The organism is Ruegeria sp. AJ12, from assembly GCF_056536245.1.
Map to the genome: position 1 here is coordinate 3,950,299 of NZ_JBQFJJ010000001.1, position 24,294 is coordinate 3,974,592.

Genomic DNA, 24,294 nt, shown 5'->3' on the forward strand with positions numbered 1-24,294 from the left:
TAAGATCCTTTTGGCGTCAGTCGAATTCGGGCTCGTCCCGGTGCAGATCGCGCACGGCATAGGCTGTATCCTGCGCCTTGCTCAACGTCCACCGGATGCGCGTCGCATACTCCATTGCGCGTCCGGATAGAACGATCTGTTTTGTCGCGCGGGGCTTTAGACGGCCTTTTTCCAAATAAACACTTGGTTCAACGGATAATTTTCCCACGCCGTCATGACGGAAAACCCAGATTTCGCCGCTTTTGAGCGCCATGGACACCGCAGCGCCCCCCAAATCCTGGGCTGCATCCACATCCGGATGCAGGTGAAACCGGATGTCAAAACCAATGCCTTTCAGACCGGACGAATCCATCGCCCGGTCAAATTGCCGCTTTGCCTTGTCGGTGGCGGTCAGCAGAATGTCCTCGCCCGTCAATTCGCGCCCATCAAACCGCAACTCAAACGTGCGGGCATGGGTGAGGCCGAACACCTTTGTGTATCCGTCATGGCCGGCCATGAACCGGACACCCTCGAACGTGTTCTCGGATTCAACCGGTACATCCTGCGGTGCATCGACAAGGGCTTCGTTCTCGGTGCCTGCAACAGGCCTCGTCAGTCGGGCGCTTGAGAACCCATCCAGGCACAGGGTCGAATGCGACGGTGTGGCACGCCCTGCCCGGCGCCATTCAAGACCGAAACTGGCCCCCGACCCGCAATTCACGATCAGCGGCCGGCGACCCGAGGTCAGTTCGAACGCCAGTGTCGAGGCATGAGCGTTGTAAGACGCTGGCCCCTGCGCGGGCGGGCTGGCATCCACGATCACGCTGGTTCTTGCCGCATACAGCCGGGCATAGCCCATCGACAGACCCGGCGTATGTTGCGGCCGCACACCGCTCTGTGCGAGGGCCTGATCCAACCGGCCCTCGACACCGCGTCCTCCACCATGAAACCGGGCCAGCCCCCCATCTGAGTGACGCAGGTTTCGCAGGGTCGGAGCCATGCGCTTGATCGCGCCCGCCTGTGCACCCGGCGTCCCCCGGCCCAGTTCGCTCAGCGCAGAGGAGGTCCATGTGAGCAGCATGAACACGTCCAAGAGCTCTTCGGGATTGCGTGTGGGTATTCCGCCCTGTGCGTCCACCTGCCGATCACATTCCCGCGCCAAGACACGCAGGGCCGGATCGGCCATTTGCTCCAGACCCTCCAACGCCAGACCGGCTTGCACCAGTCCCGCCAAAGCTTCGAACCGTGGCAATCCCGGCGTGGCCGCCTGCCACCGCTTGGACAGGAACCAGGTCTGTTGCGACAAAGACCGGAAAAACAGCTGGCTTTGCTTCTCATCCACGCCACGCAAAAGGAATACGGCGTGATTGATCCAGCGCATCACCCGCCGCCCGGTCACATCCGGAGCCCATCCGGGACCCCGACCGCGGCCATGTGCTTCGATCCATCCCCAAACCCAGCGTTGCGCTTTTTCCCGTGCCCGCATGTCACCGACAGCGGCAAGATCGTCCAACCAGGCAAAACCGTGCCGCTCGTCATCAAATCCTGCGGTCGGCGCGACGACGTCCCAAAGCCCGGTGTCCTGCGCCTCGACCAGATACCCGGCAAACAGCAGATTGCCCGCAACCAGCTGCCGCCCGCGCGCAAACGACCCGACTGTGCGCGGCTCCGGCTGTCCGACGAACCCCGTCACAGCCTTGCGGCGTTGACTCAACCGCGCATAGAAACGGTTCTGAAACCGCATCCACCTTGTGGCCATGGTGTCCGATTTTGACATGACGCGTGTTTCTCTGCCCCTTGCGCTCTGCTGGCGCTTGAACCAACGATAGACCGGGGCGATCGTCAAGTCATCGAAAAGCGTGATCTCAGGCGGATTTGTTCAGGCAGGCGATGTAGAACCCATCCATGCCGCCCCGTTCCGGCCAAAAATCCGGGCGCAGGCGCAGCCCGCCTTCGGTCGTGATCCAGCTTTTTTCGACACCCGGAACCTCCAGCGCCGCGCGGTCCACGCGCATGTCGGGATGCTGTTTCAGCGCCTCTTCGATCTGAACCTCACCCTCGTCGGGCAGCAGGGAACAGGTGCAATAGGCCAGCCGCCCCCCCGGTTTCAGCAACGTCCAGGCATGGGCCAGCATAGCGGCCTGCAACTCGATCAGGCCGCCGAAATCCGAGCCGTCCTTGGCAAAGGGCAGGTCGGGGTGGCGCCGGATCGTGCCCGTGGCGGAACAGGGGGCGTCCAGCAGGATGGCATCGTACCGGCCCTGATGGTCCAACGCATCTTCGACGACCACCTGTGCGTGCAGTTTTGTGCGCGCAAGGTTTTCACGCACCCGTTCGATCCGAGTGTCTGAAACATCCAGTGCAGTGACCTGCGCCCCGGCAGCGGCCAGTTGCAACGTCTTGCCCCCGGGCGCAGCGCACAGGTCCAGTACCGCCTCATCCGCCTGCGGTGCCAGAATGCGAACCGGCAACGCTGCCGCCGCATCCTGAACCCACCAATCCCCGGACTTGTATCCCGGCAAAGCGGAAACCTGCCCCGCGTTCTGCAGCCGAACCGACCCGGTCGGCAGACGCTCTCCGGACGGTCCCGTGCATCCCGGCTTCAACGTCACGTCCAGCGGCGCGCCGGCGAAATGTGCCTGCTCCATGGCTGCCACGGGGTCGCCCCCCCAAGCGGCCACGAGAGGTTCGCGCAGCCACTCCGGCAGGCGCGGCACCCGCATCTTGGGCCAGGCCTCGGGCCCCTCGGCTGCCACCTTGCGCAGCACGGCGTTGACCAGCCCCTTGAGACGTCCGTGTTTGCGCGAGCGTCCGACGATCTCGACCATCGCGTTGACAACGCCGTGCGCAGCCTCGCCGGTGCACAGCTCGACAGCGCCCAGTCGCAGAGCGTTTTGCACCTTCAATGCCGGGGTACGGTTCATATGGTTGTTCAACAGACGGTCGGCCCGTTCCAGCCCGCGCAACGTCTCCAGCGCAAGGCGCTGCGCCCGCGCGCGATCCTCGGGGTCCAATCGGTCCAACGCCCCTGCGGCCAGACATTCCGACAGCAGACGCCCTTCACCCAGAACCTGATCCAGCAGGTAGATTGCGCTGCGCCGTGCTGCTGTTGCGTTATTGGACACTGGTGCCACCTTGATATGATCCCCGCCCGCATTGCCATCAACGGACGGGGGCGTATATCAAGGCGGTGCACGGAAAGGAACCCGATGTCATGAGTGACGACCGCAAAGATCTGCCGCCTGCCGCACAGCGCGCGCTCGCCGAAGCGGAGGAGCGTCGCCGCAAGGCCGAGGCAAAGGCGAAAAAGATGCCAAAGGAACTGGGTGGTCGCGATGGACCGGACCCGGCCCGCTATGGCGATTGGGAGAAAAAAGGTATCGCCATCGATTTCTGATCGCTCATCCCCGCAGGGCATCCAGAAAATCCTCGAGCAGTGCGCGCTGTTTCTTGGACGTTGCGCGCTCGTCTGGCCAGGTCAGCCAGTATCCGTCCTTCGTGGGTAACTCCGGCAAGTCCAACCTGCGCAATTGCCCTGCCTGTAAGTCACCCGAGGCCAAGGGGACGGATCCCAGTACAACGCCCATGCCTTGCCGCGCCGCCGAGATTGCATGTTCCATCGAATCAAAGCTGACTTTTGCGAGTGGAAGGTCGTCCTGACCTGATACCTGAGCCCAGTCGCGCCACCCGGGGCGTTCCCCGCGCAGGTCAATCAGCGGGGCACCCCAGTCAATCCCCGGTGCCGCCATAGGCACCAGCACTTCGTGCGCGACCAGCGCCGCATCGCGACCGGGCCACGCGCCGCGGCCATAGCGGATTTGCAGCCAGGTCCGTTCCTCATCAAGCGACGAACGGCGCGCAACCGAATCCGTCACCATGCGCACCTTTGGACGCCGGGTCTGAAACCGGGTGATCGCGGGCAGCACCAGGGCATGGATATGTGACGACAATCCCGCGACGCGCAACTCACGCGGGGATTTGCCAAACAGGTCTTCGGTGTTGCGCTCCAAGGCCTGCAGACTGTCCTGCACCAACGGCAGATAGCTTTCCCCTTCGACCGTCAGCGATACACCCCGTGCCTCGCGTACAAACAACGACCGGCCCAGCCAAGCCTCCAGATTGCCGATCCGCTGGCTGACGGCTGCCTGCGTCAATCCGAACTCGCGCGCCGCAGCCGAGAATCCGCCCAACCGGCCAGCAGCTTCGAATACACGCAGCCAATCCAGCGGTGGCAATCCGATCTTTTTCTTAGCCATTAGTTTTTCCAAGCCTCAGCAGAAAGAAGGATTAATTGTGGTAATGGCACAAGGGGCTTATCTGCTCAACCATAGCCCGCGCCGAACAGGAGAGAGCCATGCTGCGCACCGCTACCCATGACGCCTCGGTCGTGACCGTAGAATTCGAGACCGGAACCCGGTCCCGCTTTCACGCTATCTGGATACGCGACAACGCGCTTGACCCTGACACCCGCGCACCGGGCAACGGTCAGCGCCTGATCACAATCGGTGATATCCCCCGCAACATCTCGGTCAGCGAGGCTGCGGTGCAAAACGGGGATCTACAGGTCACGTTTCAGCCGGAGGACAAGACCGTCACCTTTCCGGCTGATTGGCTGGCCGAACATAGCTATGACCGTGTTCATGATCGCCCGGCAGGATGGACTGCCCATGGCATAACAACCTGGGAACGCGGGCTTGAGGCGCCCAGCGCGGATTGGATCGCAGTCCACACCAACTCCGCCACCAGGCGCGGCTGGCTGGCCGCAGTGGCCGAATTCGGATTTGTCAAGCTGACCGGCGGGCCGACCGAGCCCGAGTCGCTTCTCAAGGTCGCCGATCTGTTCGGCTATGTGCGGGAAACGAATTACGGCCCCTATTTCGAGGTCCGGACTGAGGTGAACCCGACCAATCTTGCCTATACCGGGCTTGGTCTTCAGGCCCATACCGACAACCCCTACCGTGACCCCGTGCCTACGCTGCAAATCCTATACTGCCTTGAGAACAGCGCCGAAGGCGGCGACTCGATCGTCGTCGACGGCTTTCGCGCGGCTGAGAAACTGCGCGAACGGAACCCCGAAGGCTTTGCCCTGCTGGCAGGCTACCCGGCGCGGTTCGAATACAAAGGCGCGGACGGGGTCTGCCTGCGGTCGCGCCGTCCGATGATCGAACTGTCTCCGGATGGACAACTGATGGGCATACGGTTCAACAACCGCTCGTCGGCGCCGTTTGTCGATGTACCGTTTGATCAGATGGAGGCCTTCTACGCCGCCTATCGCCAACTGGGCGAAATCATCGACGATCCTGCGATGGGCGTGTCGTTCAAGCTCGAGCCGGGTGAAAGCTTTATTGTCGACAACACCCGCGTCCTGCACGCGCGGCTGGGCTATTCCGGCACGGGAACTCGCTGGTTGCAGGGATGTTACGCCGACAAGGACGGGCTGCTGTCGACCCTTGCCGCAATGGATTTGGCGCAGCCGGAGGCGGCGGAATGAAACCGGATTTCTCGACGCTGACCCGAGACAACATCGTGGCCTTCATCGGTGACATTTTCGAACGCCGTGGCGGCGAAGAATATCTGGGCGAGCCGGTCACAATGGCCGAGCACATGCTGCAAGGCGCGACCATCGCCGAACAGAACGGGATGCCCGAAGAGATCATCGTCGGCGCCCTGCTGCACGATATCGGGCATTTCACGTCTGAGTTCGGCACCTATCACCCGGACGACACCGAAGACCGCCATCACGAGGATGCCGGTGCAGATGTGCTGGAGCAGTTCTTTCCGAGCGTGATCACCGATTGCTGTCGCTATCATGTCTCAGCCAAGCGGTATCTATGTGCAACCAAGCCCGAATACTTCAACCGACTGTCAGCCGCTTCGGTCCATACGTTGGAATTGCAGGGCGGCCCGATGAACGCGAAAGAGGTTACTGCGTTCGAGGCGAATCCAAACCTGAAACAGATCATTCAGGTCCGGTATCTGGACGAAGCCGGAAAACGCGCCGACATGCAAACACCGGATTTCGCCCATTTCGCACCGATGGTGCAGCGCATGGTCGACCACCATCTGGGCACGGCCTGAGCCGTTATCCGCACGTCTCCACCAATCGGCGTGGCTGCCCACCGTGTGGATTTCAGATTTCCTTAACGTCTGTCGCAATCTTCTGCTTTACTTGGGAACGGAACCGTTCACGCTGGCATTTGGAGGACCTCCAAGATGGATTTGAACAGACGCAGGGCCGTTCAGTTGGGAACCGCGGCCACATTCGGTGCAATGCTGCCGGGCCGGGCACTTACAGCCACAGATCAGAATCGCGCATTCGAAGCCGCATATCAGGACACGCTGTCCCGTCTCCGGGCCGCTTTCTCAGATCTGGGATTCAGCGAGATTCAGCCCCTGTCGATCGTGACCCAACGACAGGACTACAATGGCGGGCTGCGTCACGACTTTGACCAGTCCGCCTTGCCGACCGAAGCGTTCGTGATTCAACCGCTGGCTCGGGTGGCGGATGTTGAGGAAAAGAAACGCCCTGACATCCTGCCGCTGTTTCACGAAGTTGGCTGCCACCCGATGCAGGGCGCGGATGGTCAGGTGGCGACCCAGCTTATGATTCAAATGTTGACCGAAACACTGGGACTGGATCCGTCGCGCATCGCCTTTGTGAGCGTGCCGCAATCGTCCGATATGGGCACCGTGCTGGATGATTTGGGATTGCCGTATCAAGAGAAAGTTCTGCTGCGCAACGAAGCCGAAGCGCTCGCTGCGCGGGACGCATCGGGGTACTTCTTCCCCGATCCGTTTGGCAACGCGTACCTTGTCACAATGGGCGTTTACTACCGCATCGGCGATGTGCACGAGGCCGCGCCAACCGCCTACCCGCCATCCGACAACTGGACCGAGATCGGCGAAATCATCATCGGCGGCGATGCGGCCCCAATGGGCGTGTCCATAGGGGCGGAACGGCTGACACTGGTTCTGACCGGCCTCTATCCCACTTGGGATCAGCGGCTTGGCGCGTTGGCCGAGCGTGCGAACACGGACAGCAACGGAGCGTTACCACCGGGTCTGTCAGCATTCCAGTGAACTGCCGGCGATTTTCTAGAGGCCCAGCACGTCGACCATGTCGTACTGACCCGGTGCCTTGCCCTGCCCCCACAGCGCAGCTTTCAACGCGCCGCGGGCAAAAATGGCACGGTCTGACGCGAGGTGCCGCAGAACGATCCGTTCTCCGGGGGCCGCAAACAACACGTCATGTTCCCCCACGATGTCGCCGCCGCGTATGGCGTGAAAGCCGATGTCGCCTCGCTTGCGCGCTCCGGTGATGCCGTCGCGGCCTCGGTCGGATACATCCGCCAGATTGACACCGCGCCCCTCGGCGGCAGCCTCGCCCAGCATCAGAGCGGTGCCCGAGGGTGCATCGACCTTATGGTGGTGGTGGCCTTCGATGATCTCGATATCGAAATCCTCATCCAAAGCTGCCGCAACCTTTTTGGTCAGTTGCACCAACAGGTTGACACCCAGGCTCATGTTTCCGGCCCTCACGATTACAGCGTGGCGCGCGGCCGGTTCCAGCGCGGCAATCTGCTCATCCGTCATGCCGGTGGTGCCAATCACATGCACGCAGCGCGCCTGCGCCGCCAGGGCCGCAAATTCCAACGTCGCTTCGGGCGCGGTGAAATCGATCACCGCCTGCGCCTGCGCGAACGCCTCAAGCGGATCATCGGTCACGGTCACGCCCAATGCCTGACCGCCCAAGGCTTCGCCCACATCCTGACCGACCCAATCGTGCCCCGAGCGCTCGACCACGCCGACCAGACGCGCCTGATCGCTGTCGGTCACGGTCTTGATCAGCATCTGCCCCATACGGCCCGATGCCCCTGTGATCACGATCCCCGGAATATGGGTCATGGCGCTGGTCCTTTTCCTAAAGTCGGCTCAAAGCCTCCTACCCCGTTCGCGCCCGCTTGGCAAAGCCCCGCTTTGCGCTTAGATCGGAGGCATGGCAAAGAACAAATTTCACGATGGCCCCGGTCCGTCCCAGCGACAGCTGCGGGTTGGCGAACTGATCCGCCGCACCCTGTCCGAGGTGCTGGCGCGCGGGGACGTCCACGACCCCGACCTGAACCGCATGTCGATCACCGTCGGCGAAGTGCGAACCTCGCCTGATCTGAAGATCGCCACGGCCTATGTTCTGCCACTGGGCGGCAAGGGGCAGGATGAGGTGATCGATCTGCTGGCGCGCAACAAAAGCGAGCTGCGGCGTATGGTGGGCAAGAAGGTCGGGCTGAAATTCTCACCCGATCTGCGGTTCCGTTTGGATGACACGTTCGACCGCTTGGACGACACCCGCCGCATGTTCGAACAGGACGCGGTGCGCCGCGATCTGGACGAGTGATCCGCGCGTTTTTGGTTTTAGGCGCGGTCTTCTGGGCCGCGCAAGCTGCGGCGGTCACCTGTGAGAGGCTGACCCACGCGGACAAGCGCTATACCATCTGCGAGGTCGATGCCGCGTCAGAAGACCTGCGGCTGTTTCTGAATGACGAAAATGGCGAAGTTCTGGGGCACTTTGCCTCGGTGAACGAAGCACTGGCCCCCGGTGGCAAGCGTCTGGCCTTTGCGATGAACGCGGGCATGTATCATGACGACCGCTCGCCTGTTGGCCACTATGTGGAGAACGGCCAGGAACAGATGCGCGTCATCCCGAACGCAGGGCCCGGCAATTTCGGCCTGTTGCCGAACGGCATATTCTGTGTCCGCGAAGGCCGCGCCGACGTGTTTGAGACATTGGACTATGTCGATCAGGCCCCGGATTGCCGTTTCGCCACCCAATCCGGCCCGATGCTGGTCATCGACGGAGAATTGCATCCCCGTTTCCTGCCAGAGTCTACCTCGCTCTATGTTCGCAATGGGGTCGGAACCAGCGCGGATGGAACGCGCGCGGTATTTGCCATATCAGACGACTACGTGACCTTCCACGAATTCGGCAGCCTGTTCCGCGACGCCCTGAGCACTCCGAATGCTCTTTTCTTCGACGGCAATATTTCTCGCATGTATGATCGCGCGAACAACCGATCCGATGTCGGGTTCTCGCTGGGGCCAATCGTCGGCGTGGTCGAAGATACGCCCGGAAATTGACAGCGACAGAGTGATCCGCTAGGTCGCGCGCCTCGGCAAGATTCTAGGTGCAAGATGGGACGCAAACGCAAGGGTCGCGACATTTCCGGCTGGCTGGTGATCGACAAGCCCGCAGGCATGACATCGACCGCTGTGGTCAACAAGGTGCGTTGGGCGATGGGCGCGAAAAAAGCGGGCCATGCCGGCACGCTGGACCCGGAAGCGACGGGCGTTCTGGCCGTGGCGCTGGGTGAGGCGACCAAAACCGTTCCCTATATTACCGATGCGCTGAAGGCCTATACCTTCACCGTGCGTCTCGGGCAGGCCACCAACACCGACGATGCCGAAGGTGAGGTAATCGCGACAAGTGATACTCGCCCTTCGGACGACGCGATCAAGCAGGCTCTGACCTCGTTTCTGGGTGAGATCATGCAGGTCCCTCCCAAATTCTCGGCCGTCAAGATCGATGGCCAGCGCGCGTACAAACTTGCCCGTGATGGCAAGGATGTGGAACTGGCCGCCCGCCCCTTGTGGGTCGAGGAGTTGGTTCTGGTCGACCGTCCCGACGCGGACCACGTGGTGCTGGAAATGACCTGCGGTAAAGGCGGCTATGTCCGCTCCATCGCCCGCGACTTGGGCGAAGCCCTTGGATGCCACGGCCACGTTAAGGAACTGCGCCGCATCTGGTCGGGCCCGTTTGAGGCCGAGGACGGGTTGTCCATCGAACAGATCGACGAGTTGGCCAAGACCACCGCGCTGGACGAGTATCTGCACCCGCTGGAAACCGGCCTCGCGGACCTGCCCGAACTGAAATGCACCCCCGAAGGCGCCACCCGTCTGCGCAACGGCAATCCGGGCATGGTGCTGGCCTCAGACGTTGAATACGGAGACGAAGCCTGGGCCTCGCTGGATGGCAAGGCCGTGGCGGTGGGCGTCTACAAATCCGGCGAGTTGCATCCCAACCGGGTGTTCGTTTCCTGATCCGCATGCTAGGCGGGGATCATGATTACCCGGTCCCACACCAAGGGCGACGCGCCCTCCACCGCCGTCTACTCCGATTGTGAGCACTACCGCTACAGCCTGACCCGAATCTGGGATCCGGCTGGCCGCAAGGCTCTGTTTGTAATGCTGAACCCGTCGACTGCGACCGAGGTGCAGAATGATCCTACCGTTGAACGCTGCGAACGCCGGGCACGGGCGCTTGGATTCGGGGCGTTTCAGGTGACCAACATCTTTGCATGGCGCGATACCGATCCGCGCAAGATGCGGGCGGCCACCGATCCCGTGGGGCCTGAGAATGACAGGGCCATCTTGAGCGGCGTCGACTGGGCCGATCAAGTCATAGCGGCCTGGGGCACCCATGGTGCGCATCTGGACCGTGGCCCTGCCGTCGAACACCTGTTGCGTGGCACCGGTCATCCCCTGTTTCATCTTGGGCTGACCAAAGAGGGCCATCCCAAACATCCCCTCTACATCGCATACACGCAGCAGCCGGAACCGTGGTGACAAAGGGTTAACCACGCCCTCAGCTTCGCTTTGACCAAGTGGCTGATCACATGGGATATTTCACGCTCGAGGCATGATGCTATCGGAGGTGACCCATGTTTCTGGCCGGATTGCTTGGACTGGCCGCTGTCGGTGGCGCGGCCTACGCGATGAGCGATTTGTTTGTCTCTGAGGATGAGGAACAAGACGACACACCAGAAAATGATCCAAAGGTGGACGCGTCAGACGGCGAGTTTCTGGAAATCGGCGAAAATGTCGACGAAGTCGAGGTTGTTCAGGCCACCGAATCCGCCACGGGCACAGTGCTGTCAGAGTTCGAAGGTGACCTTGTCATTGCCGGGGGCGACGGTTCGGATACTCTGACGGGACAGGACGGCAACGATCAGATCAACGGCTACGCCGGAAATGACTGCATTCAAGGCGGTTTAGGGAATGACGTCCTGCATGGGGGTGATGGGGCCGACGTGATGTCAGGCGGACCGGGTGACGACGTTCTGCACGGTGAGGCGGGCCAGGATCTCCTGTCCGGAGAAGCCGGCGATGACGCCCTGTATGGCCACTTTGGGGCCGATACCCTGGATGGCGGCGAGGGCCAGGATGACCTATATGGCGGTCAGGGCGATGACACGCTGATCGGCGGCGCTGGCGATGATGCACTGCATGGCGGATTTGGCGCGGATACCCTGTCCGGAGGCGAGGGCGAAGACGTTATGTTCGGCGGTGACGGCGACGATGTCCTGATCGGCACCGAAGACGGCCCGCCCGAGCGTGACTTTCTGAACGGTGGTACCGGAGATGATACTTTACTGGCAGGAAGCGGCGATGTGGTGACTGGCGGCGACGGCGCAGATGACATCCTGTTGAACACCGACGAGGGCGCCGAGGAAGTCACGGTCATGGGCTTTCAGCCCGGTGAGGATAAGTTGCTGATCACGTGGGAAGACCAGACAGACCCGGAAATCGAAATTGAACCCGATGATCAGAATGCGGGCCTGACGAAGGTCCTGATCAACGGTCTGGAGGTCGCGCATCTTTACGGTGCGCACGGCATCACGATCGAGGACATCCGGCTGATCACCGAGGCTGAACTGGCCCAGTTCGAGCAGTTGGGCTGACCCCGCAGAATCCCTTTGCCATTCACTCCAAAAGCGCCTATACGCGCCCATCCGTACCGGAATCGGTGCGGTTTTCTCCATGGGCCTGTGCTGGACGACATCCCGGCCTGCGCCATTCACTCTAACCTTTAAAGGAGACCCCGATGTCGATTACCGCCGCTGAAAAAACACGCGTCATGAAAGAATTCGCAACCAAGGACGGCGACACCGGTTCGCCTGAAGTCCAGGTTGCAATCCTGACCTCGCGCATCAACACCCTGACCGAGCACTTCAAGACCCACAAGAAAGACAACCACGGTCGTCGCGGTCTGCTGAAGATGGTTGCCCAGCGCCGCAAGCTGCTGGACTACCTGAAGGGCAAGGAAGAAGCGCGTTACCAGGACCTGATCAAAAAGTTGGGCATCCGCCGCTAAGAACGATTTATACAAATTGTACAGGTCCTGAGACCCCAGTCCTATGAATTGTACGCCCGCCAAATTGGCGGGCGTTCTTTTGCCGGCCCTTCCGCCAAACCGTCCTATGGAGGACGCAAGAACAAGAAAGCATCTTCTGCATTTGTGGCGCCAGGCGACTTCGACAACTGCTTTGGCGGGACAAAGCGTACCCTTACGGAAAATTCCTGAAGGTCTGCTTTTCTTGGCAGAAGGGGCGACTTGAATTGCCGCCCCGATGCTTTTTCAAATTCAACAGCTTCAGAGATCGGAGACAGCTGTGCTGCGGATGTCTTGCCACTGGTTTTCGGCTTTTGAGATCGTGCCCGCGCGGTCTTTGTTGAATTCATCAAAGATTGTGCGATTCAGGAACACGTAGAGCTTGTCGTCGATGACGGCGTGGAACTCGGGGTCACCGTCGAACTTTTTACCTACGGAAACACCGAAGGTGCAGTAACCACCGTTCTGGGGCAGGTACGCCGCAGGATTTGCCTCAAAGGCTTTCATGTTGGTTTCTGAGGTGAAGTAGTAAGCCACGTCATCATGGACGGCGGTGAATGCAGCGGAGCCCTCAACCGGGTTCGCAGTTGCGATGAACTCAACCGGATCCACCCCATGCAGGCCCAAAGGCGCACCGGCAGCGGTAATTCCACGCGATACGTTGTATTCGTCAGCTGCCATGGCTGCTGTGCCGCTGAGAGCGAGACCGGTCAAAAGAGCGGAGGCGATTGCGAGTTTCTTGATCATTTGGAGTTTCCTTTTTTCGACTGCGAGGCCCGACTGCCGGGCACTCATCTCGTGCCAAAAAAGATTATCCTCAGAGAACTATCAATCAACTATTGGGCCATTTCTTTGAACAGATAGTGCTGAATTTCGAACGATCAGATCATTGTGTGACAGGGCGAACTACTCGCTCATAGAAACAGCACCGTGGGCTGGGACGAGTAGCCATGTCTTGAAACGCGAAAGGGGCCGCATCAAGTCTGCGACCCCTGTCAACGTCACTGTGTTTCAAGCGCTCAACGCTGCGTCCTCTGGTTGATGTAGTCCAACAACCATGAGGACCGTCCCGCCAAGCAGTGCGTAGTACCAGAAATCAAGGCCTGTGAAGCCGAGCACGAATGGTGCGACGACAAAGGTCACACCGACAAGAAAGTCGACCGTGAGGTGCAAACTGTACGGCAGCACTCGAATGATACCGAGGTGATGATCCGTCAGGACCGTTAGCCCGAAGGCGGCGACCCCGGTGGCAACCGAGAGCCAAAGCGCCAGTGGGTTTTCTGCGCCCAGCCCGAAGATAAATGGCATGGCAATGAGGCCAATCGCGACAGGATAGTCGAGATAGGCGTGGATGGTTTTGGTGACAAAGCGTAGAGACATGGTAGTTTTCCTATTTTTTTAAACTGCGGCGCAGCATTGATGAGGCCAAATTAGGCCTTCGACAGGGGTCAAACCATGTCCACAAGTTTGGAATTATGCGCAGATCGTTCAGAGTTACGAACGAACGATATTTTGCGATTTTCGGAACTTTGCCGGCGTCATTCCGGTCTCTTTTTTGAAAACCCGAGTGAACGACGAGTCAGAGGCATATCCTGCATTTTCAGCGGCTTCTGCGAGAGAGGCACCAGGCTCTTGCAGAACTTTCTTGGCAAGTTCCATGCGCCATCTCGTGACGTAGTCCATAGGCGTCATGCTCATCGTTTTCTGAAACTGCACCGCAAAGCTGGTGCGTGACATCCCTGCGGCCTGTGCAAGTGTTTCCACAGTCCAACTGTCAGTCGGAGATTTGTGAAACGCGTCAAGTGCACGGCTCAGGTTCTTGTCCGAAAACGCACCCAAACCCCATTCGGTGGCCTCGTCACCATCAATGAAGCTACGGATGGCCTGCGCCAATATCGCTTCTGACATTTTCAGTGCGATCAGGTCTCCACCCAGTTTTGTCCCACCGGCCTCTTCGCCAATCATACGAAGTGTGGCCTCCATCCAGCGACCGGCGCTTTCACCGTAGTTTTTCAGATGGATATACGGTGGCAGGCGATCCAGCAGAATGTGCTTTGAGCTTGGGTTGAATGAAAAATGCCCGCAAACAAGCTGCGTTTCGCTCTGCGGCTCGTCACCACCAAAAACCAGTACGCCTGACCCATCGTAGCCCGATTTTTCCAAAACGGCGTCAAGCGGCAGGACGGTCTTCTCGGGCTCGTGACCACAATAGAGCGAATGCGACGCCCCATGCGGAATGATAACTAGATCACCCTGCGCCAGATCTACAACCGTGTCGGTGCCCTCGACGCGCACAAGGCAGCTACCGCGATGCGCAAAGTGAAATCGGGCCACGTTCTCGTAACTCGGTACAGCGACACCCCAGGGTTTGGTGAACGATGTACGGAAGTAGAGCGTCCCGCGCATGGACAGGCTGGTCAGTATGTGGCTTAGAAGATCAAGCATTCCTTCTGTCTAAGCCGTTAGTTGCGAATGTACAGGGCTGTGAACGACCTGCACAGTTTTTAGAACGCACAGCTATACCGTAGTACGGTGGGTTCCTGGTATTGTGGTGGGACACGCGATCAGCATAGAAATTGAAGCCGATGATCCAGATAAAGCGAATCTATGAGTCTCCATCAGCGGATGATGGCCACCGCGTGCTCGTTGATCGAATTTGGCCGCGCGGAGTCTCCAAAGAAGCCGCCAAACTTGATGCTTGGATGAAGGATGTCACCCCAAGCTCTGAGTTGCGTGTATGGTTCGGCCATGATCCAAAGCGGTGGCTGGAATTTAAACTACAATATCTCAGTGAACTGAAAGGGGCTGTACAAGCCGCCTGTGTCAGTGAGTTGAAGGAGAGGGGTTTGACGGGCGCTGTCACTCTTCTCTACGCTGCGAAAGATGATCGTCACAACCACGCGCTCATCCTCCTGGAAGTTCTTCGGCGCGAACAAAACTGATCAAGGTCAACAAAAGCCGACATAAGCTGCGACACAATAACATGGTCATTTGGCTCACAGCAGACCTGCGGCGGCGCGGAAGGCCAGTTTTGGACTCAAACAACGGCTCCGCGAACAAACCTGCCGCTCATCTCTTGATCGTTAATGTCTGAGTGCAAGCCAAAACACGACCCTTAGTGTGAGCCGGATTTCGACTGCCAGATCAGAGTTGCGCGCCTGACTGCCATGTGTCCTGCGGCGTGGCGAAACCCAGTTCTCCACAACATCTTCAGAAACCCAGATCGTCGCATCACCTCGACGCCGGAGCCCTTCATTGTATCCCACGCAGTTGGTGACACGATACTTCGCCCCGAAAAACTTGTCGCGGCAGGCATGATTGAACTTGTATGGCATCCACGACAATTCACGAAAAGGAACGCAGCAGAGCTAAGCTGAGAATCCGATCCGTGCAACATCGTCTTTCAAAACGAGCGCTAAGCGTCGGTCACGCCACCCGATGACCGGTATTTTTTGCGGAGTCTCTTAAGATCAAACTTCCCGGGAACCGGCTGACCTTGGGCGCAAGCTCGGGGTTTTCCATTCGTTCAATCAGAAGGGTGACAGATTCCTGAATCATGCGGCGAATGGGTTGGCGGATCGTGGTTAACATGTGACCTGGCCAAGCGGCGGATGGGATGTCGTCAAAACCGATCAGCGAAAAGTCCTGTGGAACCTGCAGGCCAAGCTCGAACCGGGCGGCATGCAAGACGCCGAGGGCCATCACGTCACTGGCACAGAAAACCGCGTCCGGGCGCTCTTGCCGTGCCAAAAGGCGCAACCCCGCCTCGCGCCCGCCGACAAAGGTGTAGTCCCCGCTTTCGAGTTGGAACGGCGTCAAACCGTCTTTCGCCAGACGATCTGTAAATCCGGCTTGCCGCTCCTTCGAGGTTTCGTCGCCGACATCACCGCCGACGAAGGCGATCCTGTCGTGGCCTGCCTCACGCAAAATTTCAGCGGCCAGGCACCCGCCCTCGTAGTTGTCAATCTCAACTGAACTCACGCTCAGGTCTTTTGCGCTGCGGTTGTAGAGCATGACCGGAATGCCCTGCGCATCGCATGCTCTGGCCATTTGATCACTGAGGATCGCAGACAGGATGATCACGCCGTCAATCTTGTATTGCATGAGCGCATTCAACGCACTGTCCACTTCTGCCTGGCTATCAACAGTGAACAGCAACATATGCCAGCCACGGGCCTGCAAAAAGCGACTGAAATGCGCGATCGTGTTGGCAAAGAACGGGTCCTGAAGCCGGGTTACGATCACCCCGACCATACCCGACCTTTGGGGAAAGTCCTTTCGTGCAGTAGACATGCTTCTTGCAATTGCATTCGGTTGGTACCCCAAATCCCGAGCCGCATTCAGAATTTTTTTCCTTGTCTTTTCAGCGATTGATGCGCCCGGTGAGAAGGCGCGTGATACTGCAGATTGCGAGACACCCGCGATCTTTGCGACGTCGTAGGATGTAACTGATCTTTTTGACATTTTGCGCTGGCACCCCGTTGGTCGCTGCCCGTGATCACCTGTGGTTTTACATCACCGTGTTGCATTTGAAAACCGGCGAGCTGTCAGGTTTGCCGTCGGTATCGCGGCAGAATTCATCGATTTGGTCGTTGACTGGCTGGAATTGTGCATGATATTGAATGCGCATTCAAAACCAGATCGAAAGACTCATGCGATGCTGACCGAAGACGAAAAGGACGAGCTGTTCGACGCCATCTGCGAAGGAGATCGCGAAGCCGTAGTCGAATTGGTGACCAAGGCCCGTGACTCAGGTGAAGACCTGGGTGCGCTGCTGAATGACGCGATGATCCCGGCAATGGCCGAGGTCGGCGAACAGTTCTCCGCCGGTGAGGTATTTGTTCCCGAGATGCTGGTTGCGGCGCGCGCGATGCAGGGGGGTATTGACATTATCGAGCCAATACTGGCCGAAAGCGACCACGAACCAGTGGCACGAGTCTGCATCGGCAGCGTCAAGGGCGACCTGCATGACATTGGCAAGAACCTTGTTGTCATGATGCTGAAAGGCGCTGGATTTGAAGTGGAAGACCTTGGCGTTGACGTGCCGGATGAAGACTTTGCCAAGGCAGTGGAACGCGGCAACCAGGTTGTTTGCCTCAGTGCGCTTCTGACCACGACGAAACCGCAGATGATAAGCGTTGTTAACCACCTGCGCGAAGTTTCCAACAACGCCAAGGTTGTTATTGGCGGTGCGGTCATTACCCAGGACTATGCCGACAAGATCGGCGCGGATGCGTTTGGCGAAGACGCACCTGGTGCCGTCAAGGCGGTGAAGCGTGCGCTTGGCATGCCAGCCTGAGTGGACACTTCCCATGAGTTTTGACTGCGTCGCAACAGCTGCGGAAACCCGGCTCTTGTTGCCGGTGGCTGACCTTTTGGAAGTCGCGCTACCGCGTTTGCAGCGGCAGGCGCACTACAGCCATGTGCTGACCAAGGGTGGCAAGCGAACCGGTGCGCTGCTGCATTGGATGGATCAGGCGGCCGACTGCATCGCTGCGCTTGCGCGCCCCGAGGCTCTGTTCATGCCGGTCAGCACTCGACTGGTGCCAGACGGCGTGCGCGTGGCAGATCGAGTTACGCTAGATGACGCAGGCATTACGCGGGACGTGGCACAGGGAGCGCACGTCACCGCCTACTTGTTGACGCTGAATTATGCACAGCCGCAGGCTTTCGAATGGCTTGGCGGTGATTATGGCGCACATCATGTGCAGTCCGACCTTGGCAATGAGGTTCTGTTTGCGTTGGGGCGCGAGGCACATCGTTCCATGAAAGACCGTGCGCCTGCGGGCCGATTGCGCCGCGTCCCTGTGCTGGCCAGCGCGCAATGCGGTCAGCGCCGGGCTTGGGATCCAGCCCGCGTTCAGGCGCTTCTTACGGTGTTCGACGAATTCAATCCCGGTGTGCAGGTCACTGACACAGGATGTTTCACGCCGTTGAATTCGCTGTTGGGCCTTGCGCTGCACGCCCCTGCCCGTTGATGGCCCGGGTATTTGGTCAGGTCTTTTCGCCCTTTTCTCGAAACATTTGACCGTAGCGCCGCTGGTTGAACGGGTGGTCGGGGTGGCTGCCATAAACCGACTGATAGGTGTCGTGCTTTAAGCCCAGCCCCTGAAAAAGGACCGCCAGCACCAATACCGAAAATACGATCACTGCAAAAGCAACAGCGATACCGGGCAGCCAGAATTGTGATAGCCCGGTGGCAACCGCGCCCCCGGCGCAGAACAGCGCGAAATAGCCGGCGGTCTTGTGATACGCCTCGAACCACCACCGTTGCGGCTTCATATCAAAATGGTCCCCGCCCCAGGTGGCGCGATCTTCGGGGTCCGCCCCGGGATCTTTGCGGCCTCCGTGGCTACCGCGAAACCACGCCGATACTCCTTGCAGCACGCCCAACAGCACGGTCGCAATGCCAAACCAGGCATGAAGCGTGCCAGAAAATCCCCCCGTCAGAACCATGGCAAACCCGACGCCGGCCACCGCCAGTGCGATCATTGCATAAAGCAGATTCTTATGCAGCGACCAGGGAAATTCCGGCCAGGCCCACTTATGGGTGCCACGGGGGATGCCATAGGTACGAGGCCTGATCTTGCCGAACCGTAGCAGCATCACCGAAAACGGCACCATCACGAACCAGATGCCAAACATCAGGAGCGCATGGTTTTCCCAATGAATCTGAATCGGTTCAGAGAGAAACGGCAGGTAGCCTTGCTCCGGGATATCATAGCTCATGGCCGGCCTCTGTCAGGTGACGCAGATTGGCCACTAGGTCGGGGTTCAGGCGTCGGTTCAACCCGTCGATCACGTTGCGGGCGGATACCGTGCCCATTTTCTGAACCGCTTCGGCGCTCAGCGCTGCCGAATGCGGACTGAAGACGACGTTGGGCAGGGACAACAGCGGCAGATCGGGCGCAGGCGGTTCAACCGCAAGGCAGTCCAGGCCCGCGCCACCCCGGGCCATTGGGCCGTTCAGCGCGTCATAAAGAGCGTTTTCATCGATCAGGCTACCACGGGCGGCGTTGATGATGATTGCTGTGGGCTTCATCAATGCCAATTCGGCCCGGCCAACTAGCCCCGATGTTTCAGGCGTGGCCGGTAAATGCAGGCTGAGGAAATCCGCGCCCAACAATTCGGCCCGCCAATCGGTCACAGGCTGATATCCGGCCTCTATGATCACCTCGGCAGATACAAACGGATCGAACACCTTGACCTGCATGTCGAACGCGGCGGCGCGCCGCGCGACTTCCCGCCCGATCCGCCCGAAGCCCAGCAACAGAAGGGTTTTGCCGGCCAGCTCGCTCATGGTGATGCCGTTGCGAAAGTTCCAGTTGCCGTCGCGCACGGCCGCGTCTCCCGGCACCAGCTGCTTTGTCAGCGCCAGCATCATGCCTATGACCTGTTCGGCAACCGAGACCGCATTGACGGGACCGACGATGGTCACAGGCACCCCGCGCGCCGCCAGCTCGGCGGTGGGCAGGTTGTCACAGCCCACTCCGTGGCGGGAAACGACGCGCAGATTGGGCATTTGGTCCACCTGCTCGGCGGTTATGACGCCGTAACGGATCAGCAGCGCATCTGCGGTGGCGAGGCTGTCCATCGGGACCGGTTTATCCGGATCGGGAAATGCCTGGATCTCCAGCCCCGGCTCGGCGTGCAGAAGGGCCATACCGTCGGGATGAATCTTTCCGGAAATGACGAGCTTGGCCATCAGAGAGCATCCATCTCCATGATATACAGACCGGCATTCATGTCGGTCGTATAGATGAGGCCTTGTTTATCGACATAGACATCGGTGGTATCCACCACCAGAGGCCGGTTCGGCCGGTAGTCCATCAGCTTTTTCGGTGCCGGAGGGACACAAGCAGCGACTTCTTCCGGACGGAATGGGTTCGAGATATCGTAAACTCGCAGACCAGCGTTTTGATAGCTTACGAACATCAGCTCTTCGCTCTGGAAACCTTCCGAGCGGTTCTCATGGACGTTATGCGGGCCAAACTGGCCGCCCTTGTTCTTATAGTCCGCCTCGTTCGGGGGCAGGGTCGTTGCGATGGTTACCGGGTTTTCCGGAACTGAAATGTCATAGACCCAATTTCGCTTGATCCCGTCCTCGCAATTGTCGGCCTGGCTTTCTTCGACCACGAACAACAACCCGCGACCAGGCAGAGGCAGAGTGTTGTGGGTGTGTCCGGCGAAGGGCGGGCACGGGTTGTCGTGGCTGATGAACTTCGGTTTGTAACGGTCCGACACGTCGATCAGCGACATGCCACCGTCACGCCAGGCCGCGGCTCCCAGATCGCCCTTGATAATCGCGTGGTGCAAGGCATAGCGGTATTTCGGATCCCACCAGGGCACTTCGCCGCCGGCGGTATGCATGCCTTCACGCCACAGCTTGCTGACAACTTCCGGCTTTTCGGGATTGCGGAAATCGACGATCATGAAGATGTCGTCAGAAAACCCGGGCGGCAGGGCGGAAATATAAGCCCAGTCGCCGCCGTCCCAGAACACCCGGTGCACGCCCAGTCCGGGCACGTCGAGAAAGGCGATTTCGCGCGGGTTGGCGCGGTCAGATATGTCATAGATGCGCATGCCCGCCGACCAGGGCTTTTCCCCTGCTATGTCGACCTTATCCGCCACAGAGCCCTTGTAGTACTCGCCTGGATCGAATGCGCCCGAGGTTTCGACCTTCAGCATGTCGCACATATTGTTGACGATCAGGATGTCGCCATGCGTCTGCAAATGCTGGCTCCAGGTGCCTTCGGGCTGGGGAATGTGTTTCACGAATCTGGGGTTTTTCGGATCGCGCACGTCCATGACGGAAAAACCGTTGTTGAAGACATGCCCGACATAGGCATAGCCGCCGGACACCATGATCTGAATGCCGTCAGCGCGCCCGCCCTGATCTGAATGCCCAAGAATGCGCATATTGCTTGCGTGATCGGGGGTCAGAAGGTCCGTCATGGCCTGTCTCCTGTCATTGTGGTTCCGGTTGAAAAACCGGCCTTAAGCGCCTTGGCACCCAGCTGCAAAAAAGTGTGGTCCGAGCCGGTCACGAAAAAACTGGCGCCGCTTGACTGCCAGGTGCTGATGACCTCGCCCGGAGCACAATAAAGCCCTGTCGCCGCACCTCTTGCGCCCAGTATTTTGGCGCAGATGCCGTTGATCTCCGGTGAACTGAAACTATCGTGGCCATAGGAAACGCTCAGGTCGGCGCGACCGACGAACAGGGCGTCAACATCAGGCACTTCCGCAATGTCGCGGAAGCAATCGACGCCTTCGCGGTCCTCGATCTGACAGACCAGCGAAACCTCGTCGCCCGCGCGCCTGCGATGTTCACCAAGCCCAAGCGCACCGTAGCCGCCGGCGCGCGTGGTCCCGGCAATGCCGCGACCGCCCGGGACGTAATGCACTGCCCTGGCCAGGGCGCGGGCCTGATCGACGCTGGTCACATGCGGCACCACGACCCCGGCAGCGCCGCTGTCGAGTACGCCAAGTATCGTTGACGCATTGTCATCCGGAACCCGAACCAGAACCGGGCAGTCCGCTGCACGCGCTGCTAACATGCACACATCGATCGCGGTGCGGTCGAACGGAGAATGTTCGCCGTCCAGGATCAGGAAATCCAGCGGCCCCGCGCCTAGAACCTCGACGACGGTCGGATGAGGGGTCTTCACGAAGCAGCCGATCAGCGGCTCGCGCGCGGTCAGCCGCGCCTTGAAGCGCGCGTTCGGGGTCATTCACCGCCCTCCCGCTTCAACCGTTCGAAATAGGATGCCTCCGGTGTCAGCGCCTCATCCACGTTTAGCGGATATCGTCCCATCTCGCGCACCAGTTCAAAGAATTTCAGCGTGTTTTCGACCGGGATATCATGGCCGATGTTGTGGCAGGGCGCGATGATATAGCCACCATCGTTGCCAAGATCCTTCAGCCGCCGGGCGACCTCCCAGCGCAGCTCGTCATGGGTCGCACCGGGCATCATCTGCTGCACGTCCATCGCGCCGTGAAAAGCCAGCCGATCCCCGAATTTCTCCTTGATGGCCGACGTGTCCTCCATGCCCGAGGTCGAGGTCTGCACCGGGTTCAGGATATCGGCCCCGGTCTCGATCAAATCCTCAATCAACGGCAGCACCGCGCCGTCCGTATGCATCATCAGATAGCAGTTGCCAGCCTTCTTGATATGCTGGTGCAACCGCGTGTGAAACGGCTTGATGCGTTTGCGGTAGACTTTGGGAGAGATCAGCAGCGACGTCTGGCTGCCAAGGTCGTCAGTGACGTAAGCGATGTCAATGTATTCGCCCACCTCATCCATGTACCGCGTCCACATCCGGCACAGGATATCGGTGATTTTCCCCAAAACAGCGTCCGACAGGTCGGGATTGATCACGAGATCCATGAAGAATTGCTCATAGCCGCGCATTTGCAGGGCTGACATCAAAGGGCCTGCCTTGATCGCGTCAGCGCCCAGCACATAGCCAGTGGTTTCATGCAGGTGTTTCGCTCGCTGGCGCAGACCTGCGAACTGGCCAGGGTCTTCTGGGTCCGGCCAGCAGTCCGCGTTCAGGACATCCTCGGCGGTTTCGCAATCCGTCAACGGCGCTTTGGCCAGCGTGTCGACGGCGTAGTGATCGCCATGAGCGCCCTTGTAGGGCACACCCCACATGTCAACATAGCCGCCGTCCTGCAGATCGTCGCGCTCGGTGACTTGAACCCAGTTGGGCACCAGCCAGCGGAAATCGACATTAAAGTGCTGCAACAGCGCCTCGTCCGGCACCACGGTCTGCGCCATTCGATCAAGTATCTGACCGCCATCCTGCAAATCAAGATCAGGCAGGGCGGCTGCAAGCTCGGCGTAATGAGTCTTGTGGACGGAGCCGATGTGCTTGCCCATGTCCAACGGCACCCATTCCGGTCCGGTCCGGGTCATCGCAGCCTTAAAATTTTCCCTGGGCGTCATTGCCATATCGGCACCTTTTCGTTCCGGCGGACACGGCCGCCATTGTGGTCTGTAGCATTGCGCAGACAAAAAGACTGCGCATTCATATTTTTCTCCATATCTCAACCAATCCTCAAAGTCTATTGTATATTTTCTCAATAATATTAGATTTTTTGGACGTATAGTGTATTAACATATTTGACTGCGCATTCAGAAATGATAAGAAAAGCCACCTTTGACAGAGAATCAGGTCAACGCAAATAGATGAACACGTCGCCGAGGAGGCGTTGATGGCACTATTGAAATTCAGCAGGCCCCCTGCACCCGCAGATCCCGGGCCAGCAAAACCCGAAATTGTTGCCTTGCTCGATGGTTATTCGATCGAGGTGATGCCACGCACGGCCGCGAAGATCGCAGATTTCCGCGATCTCCTACCTAGGGGTACGCGCGTCTACATCGCCCATATCGAAGGCACCCCGGTCGCAGACATGGTGGCGACGGCAAAAAAACTGGCGAACCAAGGCTATTCGGTCATGCCGCACTTCCCGGCCCGTATCATTAAGGATAAGGCGACGCTCGGCGACTGGATCGCACAGTATCAGGGAGAGGCCGGCGCAGATCAGGCGCTGTTGCTCGCCGGTGGCCTCGACAGGCCGCACGGCGATTTCCACAATTCGATGCAACTGATGGAGACCGGCCTGTTCGACAAGGCAGGGTTCAAGCGGTTGCACGTCGCCGGGCACCCGGAAGGCAACAAGGATATCGACCGGGACGGATCGCGCAGGAACGTGATGGCAGCGCTCGGCTGGAAACAGGCGTTCCAACAGCGCACTGACGCGAAAATGGCGCTGGCCACACAATTCTGCTTCGAAGCCGCGCCGGTCATTGATTGGGCAGACAGTCTGGTCACGGCAGGTATCGACATCCCCGTGCATATCGGTGTTGCGGGCCCGGCCAAGTTGCAAACGCTGATCAAGTTTTCGATCGCCTGCGGTGTCGGGGCCTCGCTCAAGGTGCTGCAGAAACGCGCCAAGGACGTGACCAAACTGCTGCTACCCTTCACCCCCGACGAATTCATCTCGGATCTTGCCGCGCACAAGGCCGCGCATCCCGGTTTCAACATTGAAAAAGTTCACTTCTTCCCGCTTGGCGGCATCAAGGCCAATGCCGATTGGGCTATCGAAACAGGCGGTGCCTCGGCCATCCCGGCCAACCGGCAATAAGA

General features: G+C 59.4%; 28 protein-coding genes and 2 pseudogenes. 14 read left to right on the forward strand and 16 right to left on the reverse strand.

What is annotated here, in order from left to right:
* Positions 1–16: 16 nt before the first annotated feature.
* The 3 genes and pseudogenes from ACR3E0_RS19775 to ACR3E0_RS19785 all read right to left on the reverse strand — a co-directional run.
* The gene (locus tag ACR3E0_RS19775) at positions 17–1,756 is read right to left on the reverse strand and encodes a heparinase II/III family protein (RefSeq protein ID WP_480480792.1); all 1,740 of its coding nucleotides are present in this window, start codon (positions 1,754–1,756) and stop codon (positions 17–19) included.
* A gap of 88 nt (positions 1,757–1,844) precedes the next feature.
* Positions 1,845–2,450, reverse strand: a complete 606-nt coding sequence (locus ACR3E0_RS19780; protein WP_480481098.1) for an RsmB/NOP family class I SAM-dependent RNA methyltransferase — start codon at positions 2,448–2,450, stop codon at positions 1,845–1,847.
* 339 nt (positions 2,451–2,789) lie between these two features.
* Positions 2,790–3,113 (reverse strand): annotated as a pseudogene (locus ACR3E0_RS19785) (transcription antitermination factor NusB); the annotation flags it as partial.
* Between the two features lie 80 nt (positions 3,114–3,193).
* On the opposite strand from ACR3E0_RS19785, the gene ACR3E0_RS19790 reads away from it, so the two are divergent.
* On the forward strand, positions 3,194–3,376 hold the full coding sequence (locus ACR3E0_RS19790; RefSeq protein WP_480480794.1) for a DUF1674 domain-containing protein: 183 nt from the start codon (positions 3,194–3,196) through the stop codon (positions 3,374–3,376).
* A gap of 4 nt (positions 3,377–3,380) precedes the next feature.
* Here ACR3E0_RS19790 and ACR3E0_RS19795 read toward each other — a convergent pair whose 3' ends face one another.
* The gene (locus tag ACR3E0_RS19795) at positions 3,381–4,235 is read right to left on the reverse strand and encodes a LysR family transcriptional regulator (RefSeq protein WP_480480796.1); all 855 of its coding nucleotides are present in this window, start codon (positions 4,233–4,235) and stop codon (positions 3,381–3,383) included.
* Between the two features lie 98 nt (positions 4,236–4,333).
* Here ACR3E0_RS19795 and tmpA point away from each other — a divergent pair, with 98 nt between their 5' ends.
* The 3 genes from tmpA (at position 4,334) to ACR3E0_RS19810 (ending at position 7,059) form a co-directional block, all read left to right on the forward strand.
* The gene (gene tmpA / locus ACR3E0_RS19800) at positions 4,334–5,470 is read left to right on the forward strand and encodes a 2-trimethylaminoethylphosphonate dioxygenase (RefSeq protein ID WP_480480798.1); all 1,137 of its coding nucleotides are present in this window, start codon (positions 4,334–4,336) and stop codon (positions 5,468–5,470) included.
* Entirely contained in the window at positions 5,467–6,057 is a 591-nt protein-coding gene (gene tmpB / locus ACR3E0_RS19805; protein ID WP_480480800.1) for a (R)-1-hydroxy-2-trimethylaminoethylphosphonate oxygenase, read from the forward strand. Before tmpA ends, tmpB begins: the two co-directional genes overlap by 4 nt.
* Positions 6,058–6,192: 135 nt before the next feature.
* Positions 6,193–7,059: a hypothetical protein gene (locus tag ACR3E0_RS19810; RefSeq protein WP_480480802.1), complete on the forward strand. Its 867-nt coding sequence runs from the start codon at positions 6,193–6,195 to the stop codon at positions 7,057–7,059.
* Between the two features lie 15 nt (positions 7,060–7,074).
* Here ACR3E0_RS19810 and dapB read toward each other — a convergent pair whose 3' ends face one another.
* Positions 7,075–7,884 carry a 4-hydroxy-tetrahydrodipicolinate reductase gene (gene dapB, locus ACR3E0_RS19815; protein WP_480480804.1) on the reverse strand — a complete coding sequence of 270 codons (810 nt, stop codon included), beginning with the start codon at positions 7,882–7,884 and terminating at the stop codon, positions 7,075–7,077.
* A 91-nt stretch (positions 7,885–7,975) separates the two neighbouring features.
* Here dapB and rbfA point away from each other — a divergent pair, with 91 nt between their 5' ends.
* The 6 genes from rbfA (at position 7,976) to rpsO (ending at position 12,124) form a co-directional block, all read left to right on the forward strand.
* Positions 7,976–8,371, forward strand: coding sequence for a 30S ribosome-binding factor RbfA (gene rbfA / locus ACR3E0_RS19820; RefSeq protein ID WP_480480806.1), 396 nt, complete (start codon positions 7,976–7,978; stop codon positions 8,369–8,371).
* Positions 8,368–9,111 (forward strand): phosphodiester glycosidase family protein, encoded by a 744-nt coding sequence (locus ACR3E0_RS19825; RefSeq protein WP_480480808.1) that lies wholly within the window; start codon positions 8,368–8,370, stop codon positions 9,109–9,111. The genes rbfA and ACR3E0_RS19825 overlap by 4 nt, the downstream gene beginning before the upstream one ends.
* Positions 9,112–9,165: 54 nt before the next feature.
* Positions 9,166–10,071, forward strand: a complete 906-nt coding sequence (gene truB / locus ACR3E0_RS19830) for a tRNA pseudouridine(55) synthase TruB (protein WP_480480810.1) — start codon at positions 9,166–9,168, stop codon at positions 10,069–10,071.
* A gap of 21 nt (positions 10,072–10,092) precedes the next feature.
* Positions 10,093–10,596, forward strand: coding sequence for a DUF1643 domain-containing protein (locus ACR3E0_RS19835; protein ID WP_480480812.1), 504 nt, complete (start codon positions 10,093–10,095; stop codon positions 10,594–10,596).
* 95 nt (positions 10,597–10,691) lie between these two features.
* Entirely contained in the window at positions 10,692–11,711 is a 1,020-nt protein-coding gene (locus tag ACR3E0_RS19840) for a calcium-binding protein (RefSeq protein WP_480480814.1), read from the forward strand.
* A 143-nt stretch (positions 11,712–11,854) separates the two neighbouring features.
* Entirely contained in the window at positions 11,855–12,124 is a 270-nt protein-coding gene (gene rpsO, locus ACR3E0_RS19845; protein WP_170428415.1) for a 30S ribosomal protein S15, read from the forward strand.
* 279 nt (positions 12,125–12,403) lie between these two features.
* Here rpsO and ACR3E0_RS19850 read toward each other — a convergent pair whose 3' ends face one another.
* From ACR3E0_RS19850 to ACR3E0_RS19860, 3 genes are all read right to left on the reverse strand, one after another.
* Positions 12,404–12,889, reverse strand: coding sequence for a YHS domain-containing (seleno)protein (locus ACR3E0_RS19850; RefSeq protein ID WP_480480816.1), 486 nt, complete (start codon positions 12,887–12,889; stop codon positions 12,404–12,406).
* A 264-nt stretch (positions 12,890–13,153) separates the two neighbouring features.
* A complete protein-coding gene (locus tag ACR3E0_RS19855) occupies positions 13,154–13,522 on the reverse strand; it encodes an SPW repeat domain-containing protein (protein WP_480480818.1) in 369 nt (122 codons plus the stop codon).
* A gap of 114 nt (positions 13,523–13,636) precedes the next feature.
* On the reverse strand, positions 13,637–14,587 hold the full coding sequence (locus ACR3E0_RS19860) for an AraC family transcriptional regulator (protein WP_480480820.1): 951 nt from the start codon (positions 14,585–14,587) through the stop codon (positions 13,637–13,639).
* 140 nt (positions 14,588–14,727) lie between these two features.
* On the opposite strand from ACR3E0_RS19860, the gene ACR3E0_RS19865 reads away from it, so the two are divergent.
* A complete protein-coding gene (locus tag ACR3E0_RS19865) occupies positions 14,728–15,084 on the forward strand; it encodes a DUF488 domain-containing protein (RefSeq protein WP_480480822.1) in 357 nt (118 codons plus the stop codon).
* Between the two features lie 141 nt (positions 15,085–15,225).
* Here ACR3E0_RS19865 and ACR3E0_RS19870 read toward each other — a convergent pair whose 3' ends face one another.
* The 3 genes and pseudogenes from ACR3E0_RS19870 to ACR3E0_RS19880 all read right to left on the reverse strand — a co-directional run.
* Entirely contained in the window at positions 15,226–15,477 is a 252-nt protein-coding gene (locus ACR3E0_RS19870; RefSeq protein ID WP_480480824.1) for a transposase, read from the reverse strand.
* Positions 15,478–15,568: 91 nt separating this feature from the next.
* Positions 15,569–16,435 (reverse strand): substrate-binding domain-containing protein, encoded by an 867-nt coding sequence (locus ACR3E0_RS19875; RefSeq protein WP_480481100.1) that lies wholly within the window; start codon positions 16,433–16,435, stop codon positions 15,569–15,571.
* A 27-nt stretch (positions 16,436–16,462) separates the two neighbouring features.
* Positions 16,463–16,606: pseudogene (locus ACR3E0_RS19880) on the reverse strand (LacI family DNA-binding transcriptional regulator); the annotation flags it as partial.
* Between the two features lie 193 nt (positions 16,607–16,799).
* Between ACR3E0_RS19880 and ACR3E0_RS19885 the strand changes: the two are divergent.
* Both ACR3E0_RS19885 and ACR3E0_RS19890 read left to right on the forward strand, forming a co-directional pair.
* A complete protein-coding gene (locus tag ACR3E0_RS19885) occupies positions 16,800–17,441 on the forward strand; it encodes a corrinoid protein (protein WP_480480826.1) in 642 nt (213 codons plus the stop codon).
* Between the two features lie 13 nt (positions 17,442–17,454).
* On the forward strand, positions 17,455–18,120 hold the full coding sequence (locus ACR3E0_RS19890; RefSeq protein WP_480480828.1) for a hypothetical protein: 666 nt from the start codon (positions 17,455–17,457) through the stop codon (positions 18,118–18,120).
* Between the two features lie 16 nt (positions 18,121–18,136).
* Here the strand turns inward: ACR3E0_RS19890 and ACR3E0_RS19895 are convergent, their stop codons facing one another.
* Genes ACR3E0_RS19895 through ACR3E0_RS19915 form a run of 5 tightly spaced genes read right to left on the reverse strand, consistent with a single transcriptional unit; the run spans position 18,137 to position 23,060 of the window.
* Positions 18,137–18,871 carry a cytochrome b561 domain-containing protein gene (locus ACR3E0_RS19895; protein ID WP_480480830.1) on the reverse strand — a complete coding sequence of 245 codons (735 nt, stop codon included), beginning with the start codon at positions 18,869–18,871 and terminating at the stop codon, positions 18,137–18,139.
* Positions 18,861–19,847, reverse strand: a complete 987-nt coding sequence (locus ACR3E0_RS19900; protein ID WP_480480832.1) for a hydroxyacid dehydrogenase — start codon at positions 19,845–19,847, stop codon at positions 18,861–18,863. The genes ACR3E0_RS19895 and ACR3E0_RS19900 overlap by 11 nt, the downstream gene beginning before the upstream one ends.
* Positions 19,847–21,097: an LVIVD repeat-containing protein gene (locus tag ACR3E0_RS19905; RefSeq protein WP_480480834.1), complete on the reverse strand. Its 1,251-nt coding sequence runs from the start codon at positions 21,095–21,097 to the stop codon at positions 19,847–19,849. The genes ACR3E0_RS19900 and ACR3E0_RS19905 overlap by 1 nt, the downstream gene beginning before the upstream one ends.
* Positions 21,094–21,873, reverse strand: a complete 780-nt coding sequence (locus ACR3E0_RS19910; protein WP_480480836.1) for an HpcH/HpaI aldolase family protein — start codon at positions 21,871–21,873, stop codon at positions 21,094–21,096. Before ACR3E0_RS19910 ends, ACR3E0_RS19905 begins: the two co-directional genes overlap by 4 nt.
* The gene (locus ACR3E0_RS19915) at positions 21,870–23,060 is read right to left on the reverse strand and encodes a uroporphyrinogen decarboxylase family protein (protein WP_480480838.1); all 1,191 of its coding nucleotides are present in this window, start codon (positions 23,058–23,060) and stop codon (positions 21,870–21,872) included. The genes ACR3E0_RS19910 and ACR3E0_RS19915 overlap by 4 nt, the downstream gene beginning before the upstream one ends.
* A gap of 299 nt (positions 23,061–23,359) precedes the next feature.
* Between ACR3E0_RS19915 and ACR3E0_RS19920 the strand changes: the two genes are divergently transcribed.
* Positions 23,360–24,292 (forward strand): methylenetetrahydrofolate reductase, encoded by a 933-nt coding sequence (locus ACR3E0_RS19920; protein WP_480480840.1) that lies wholly within the window; start codon positions 23,360–23,362, stop codon positions 24,290–24,292.
* Positions 24,293–24,294 lie beyond the last annotated feature (2 nt).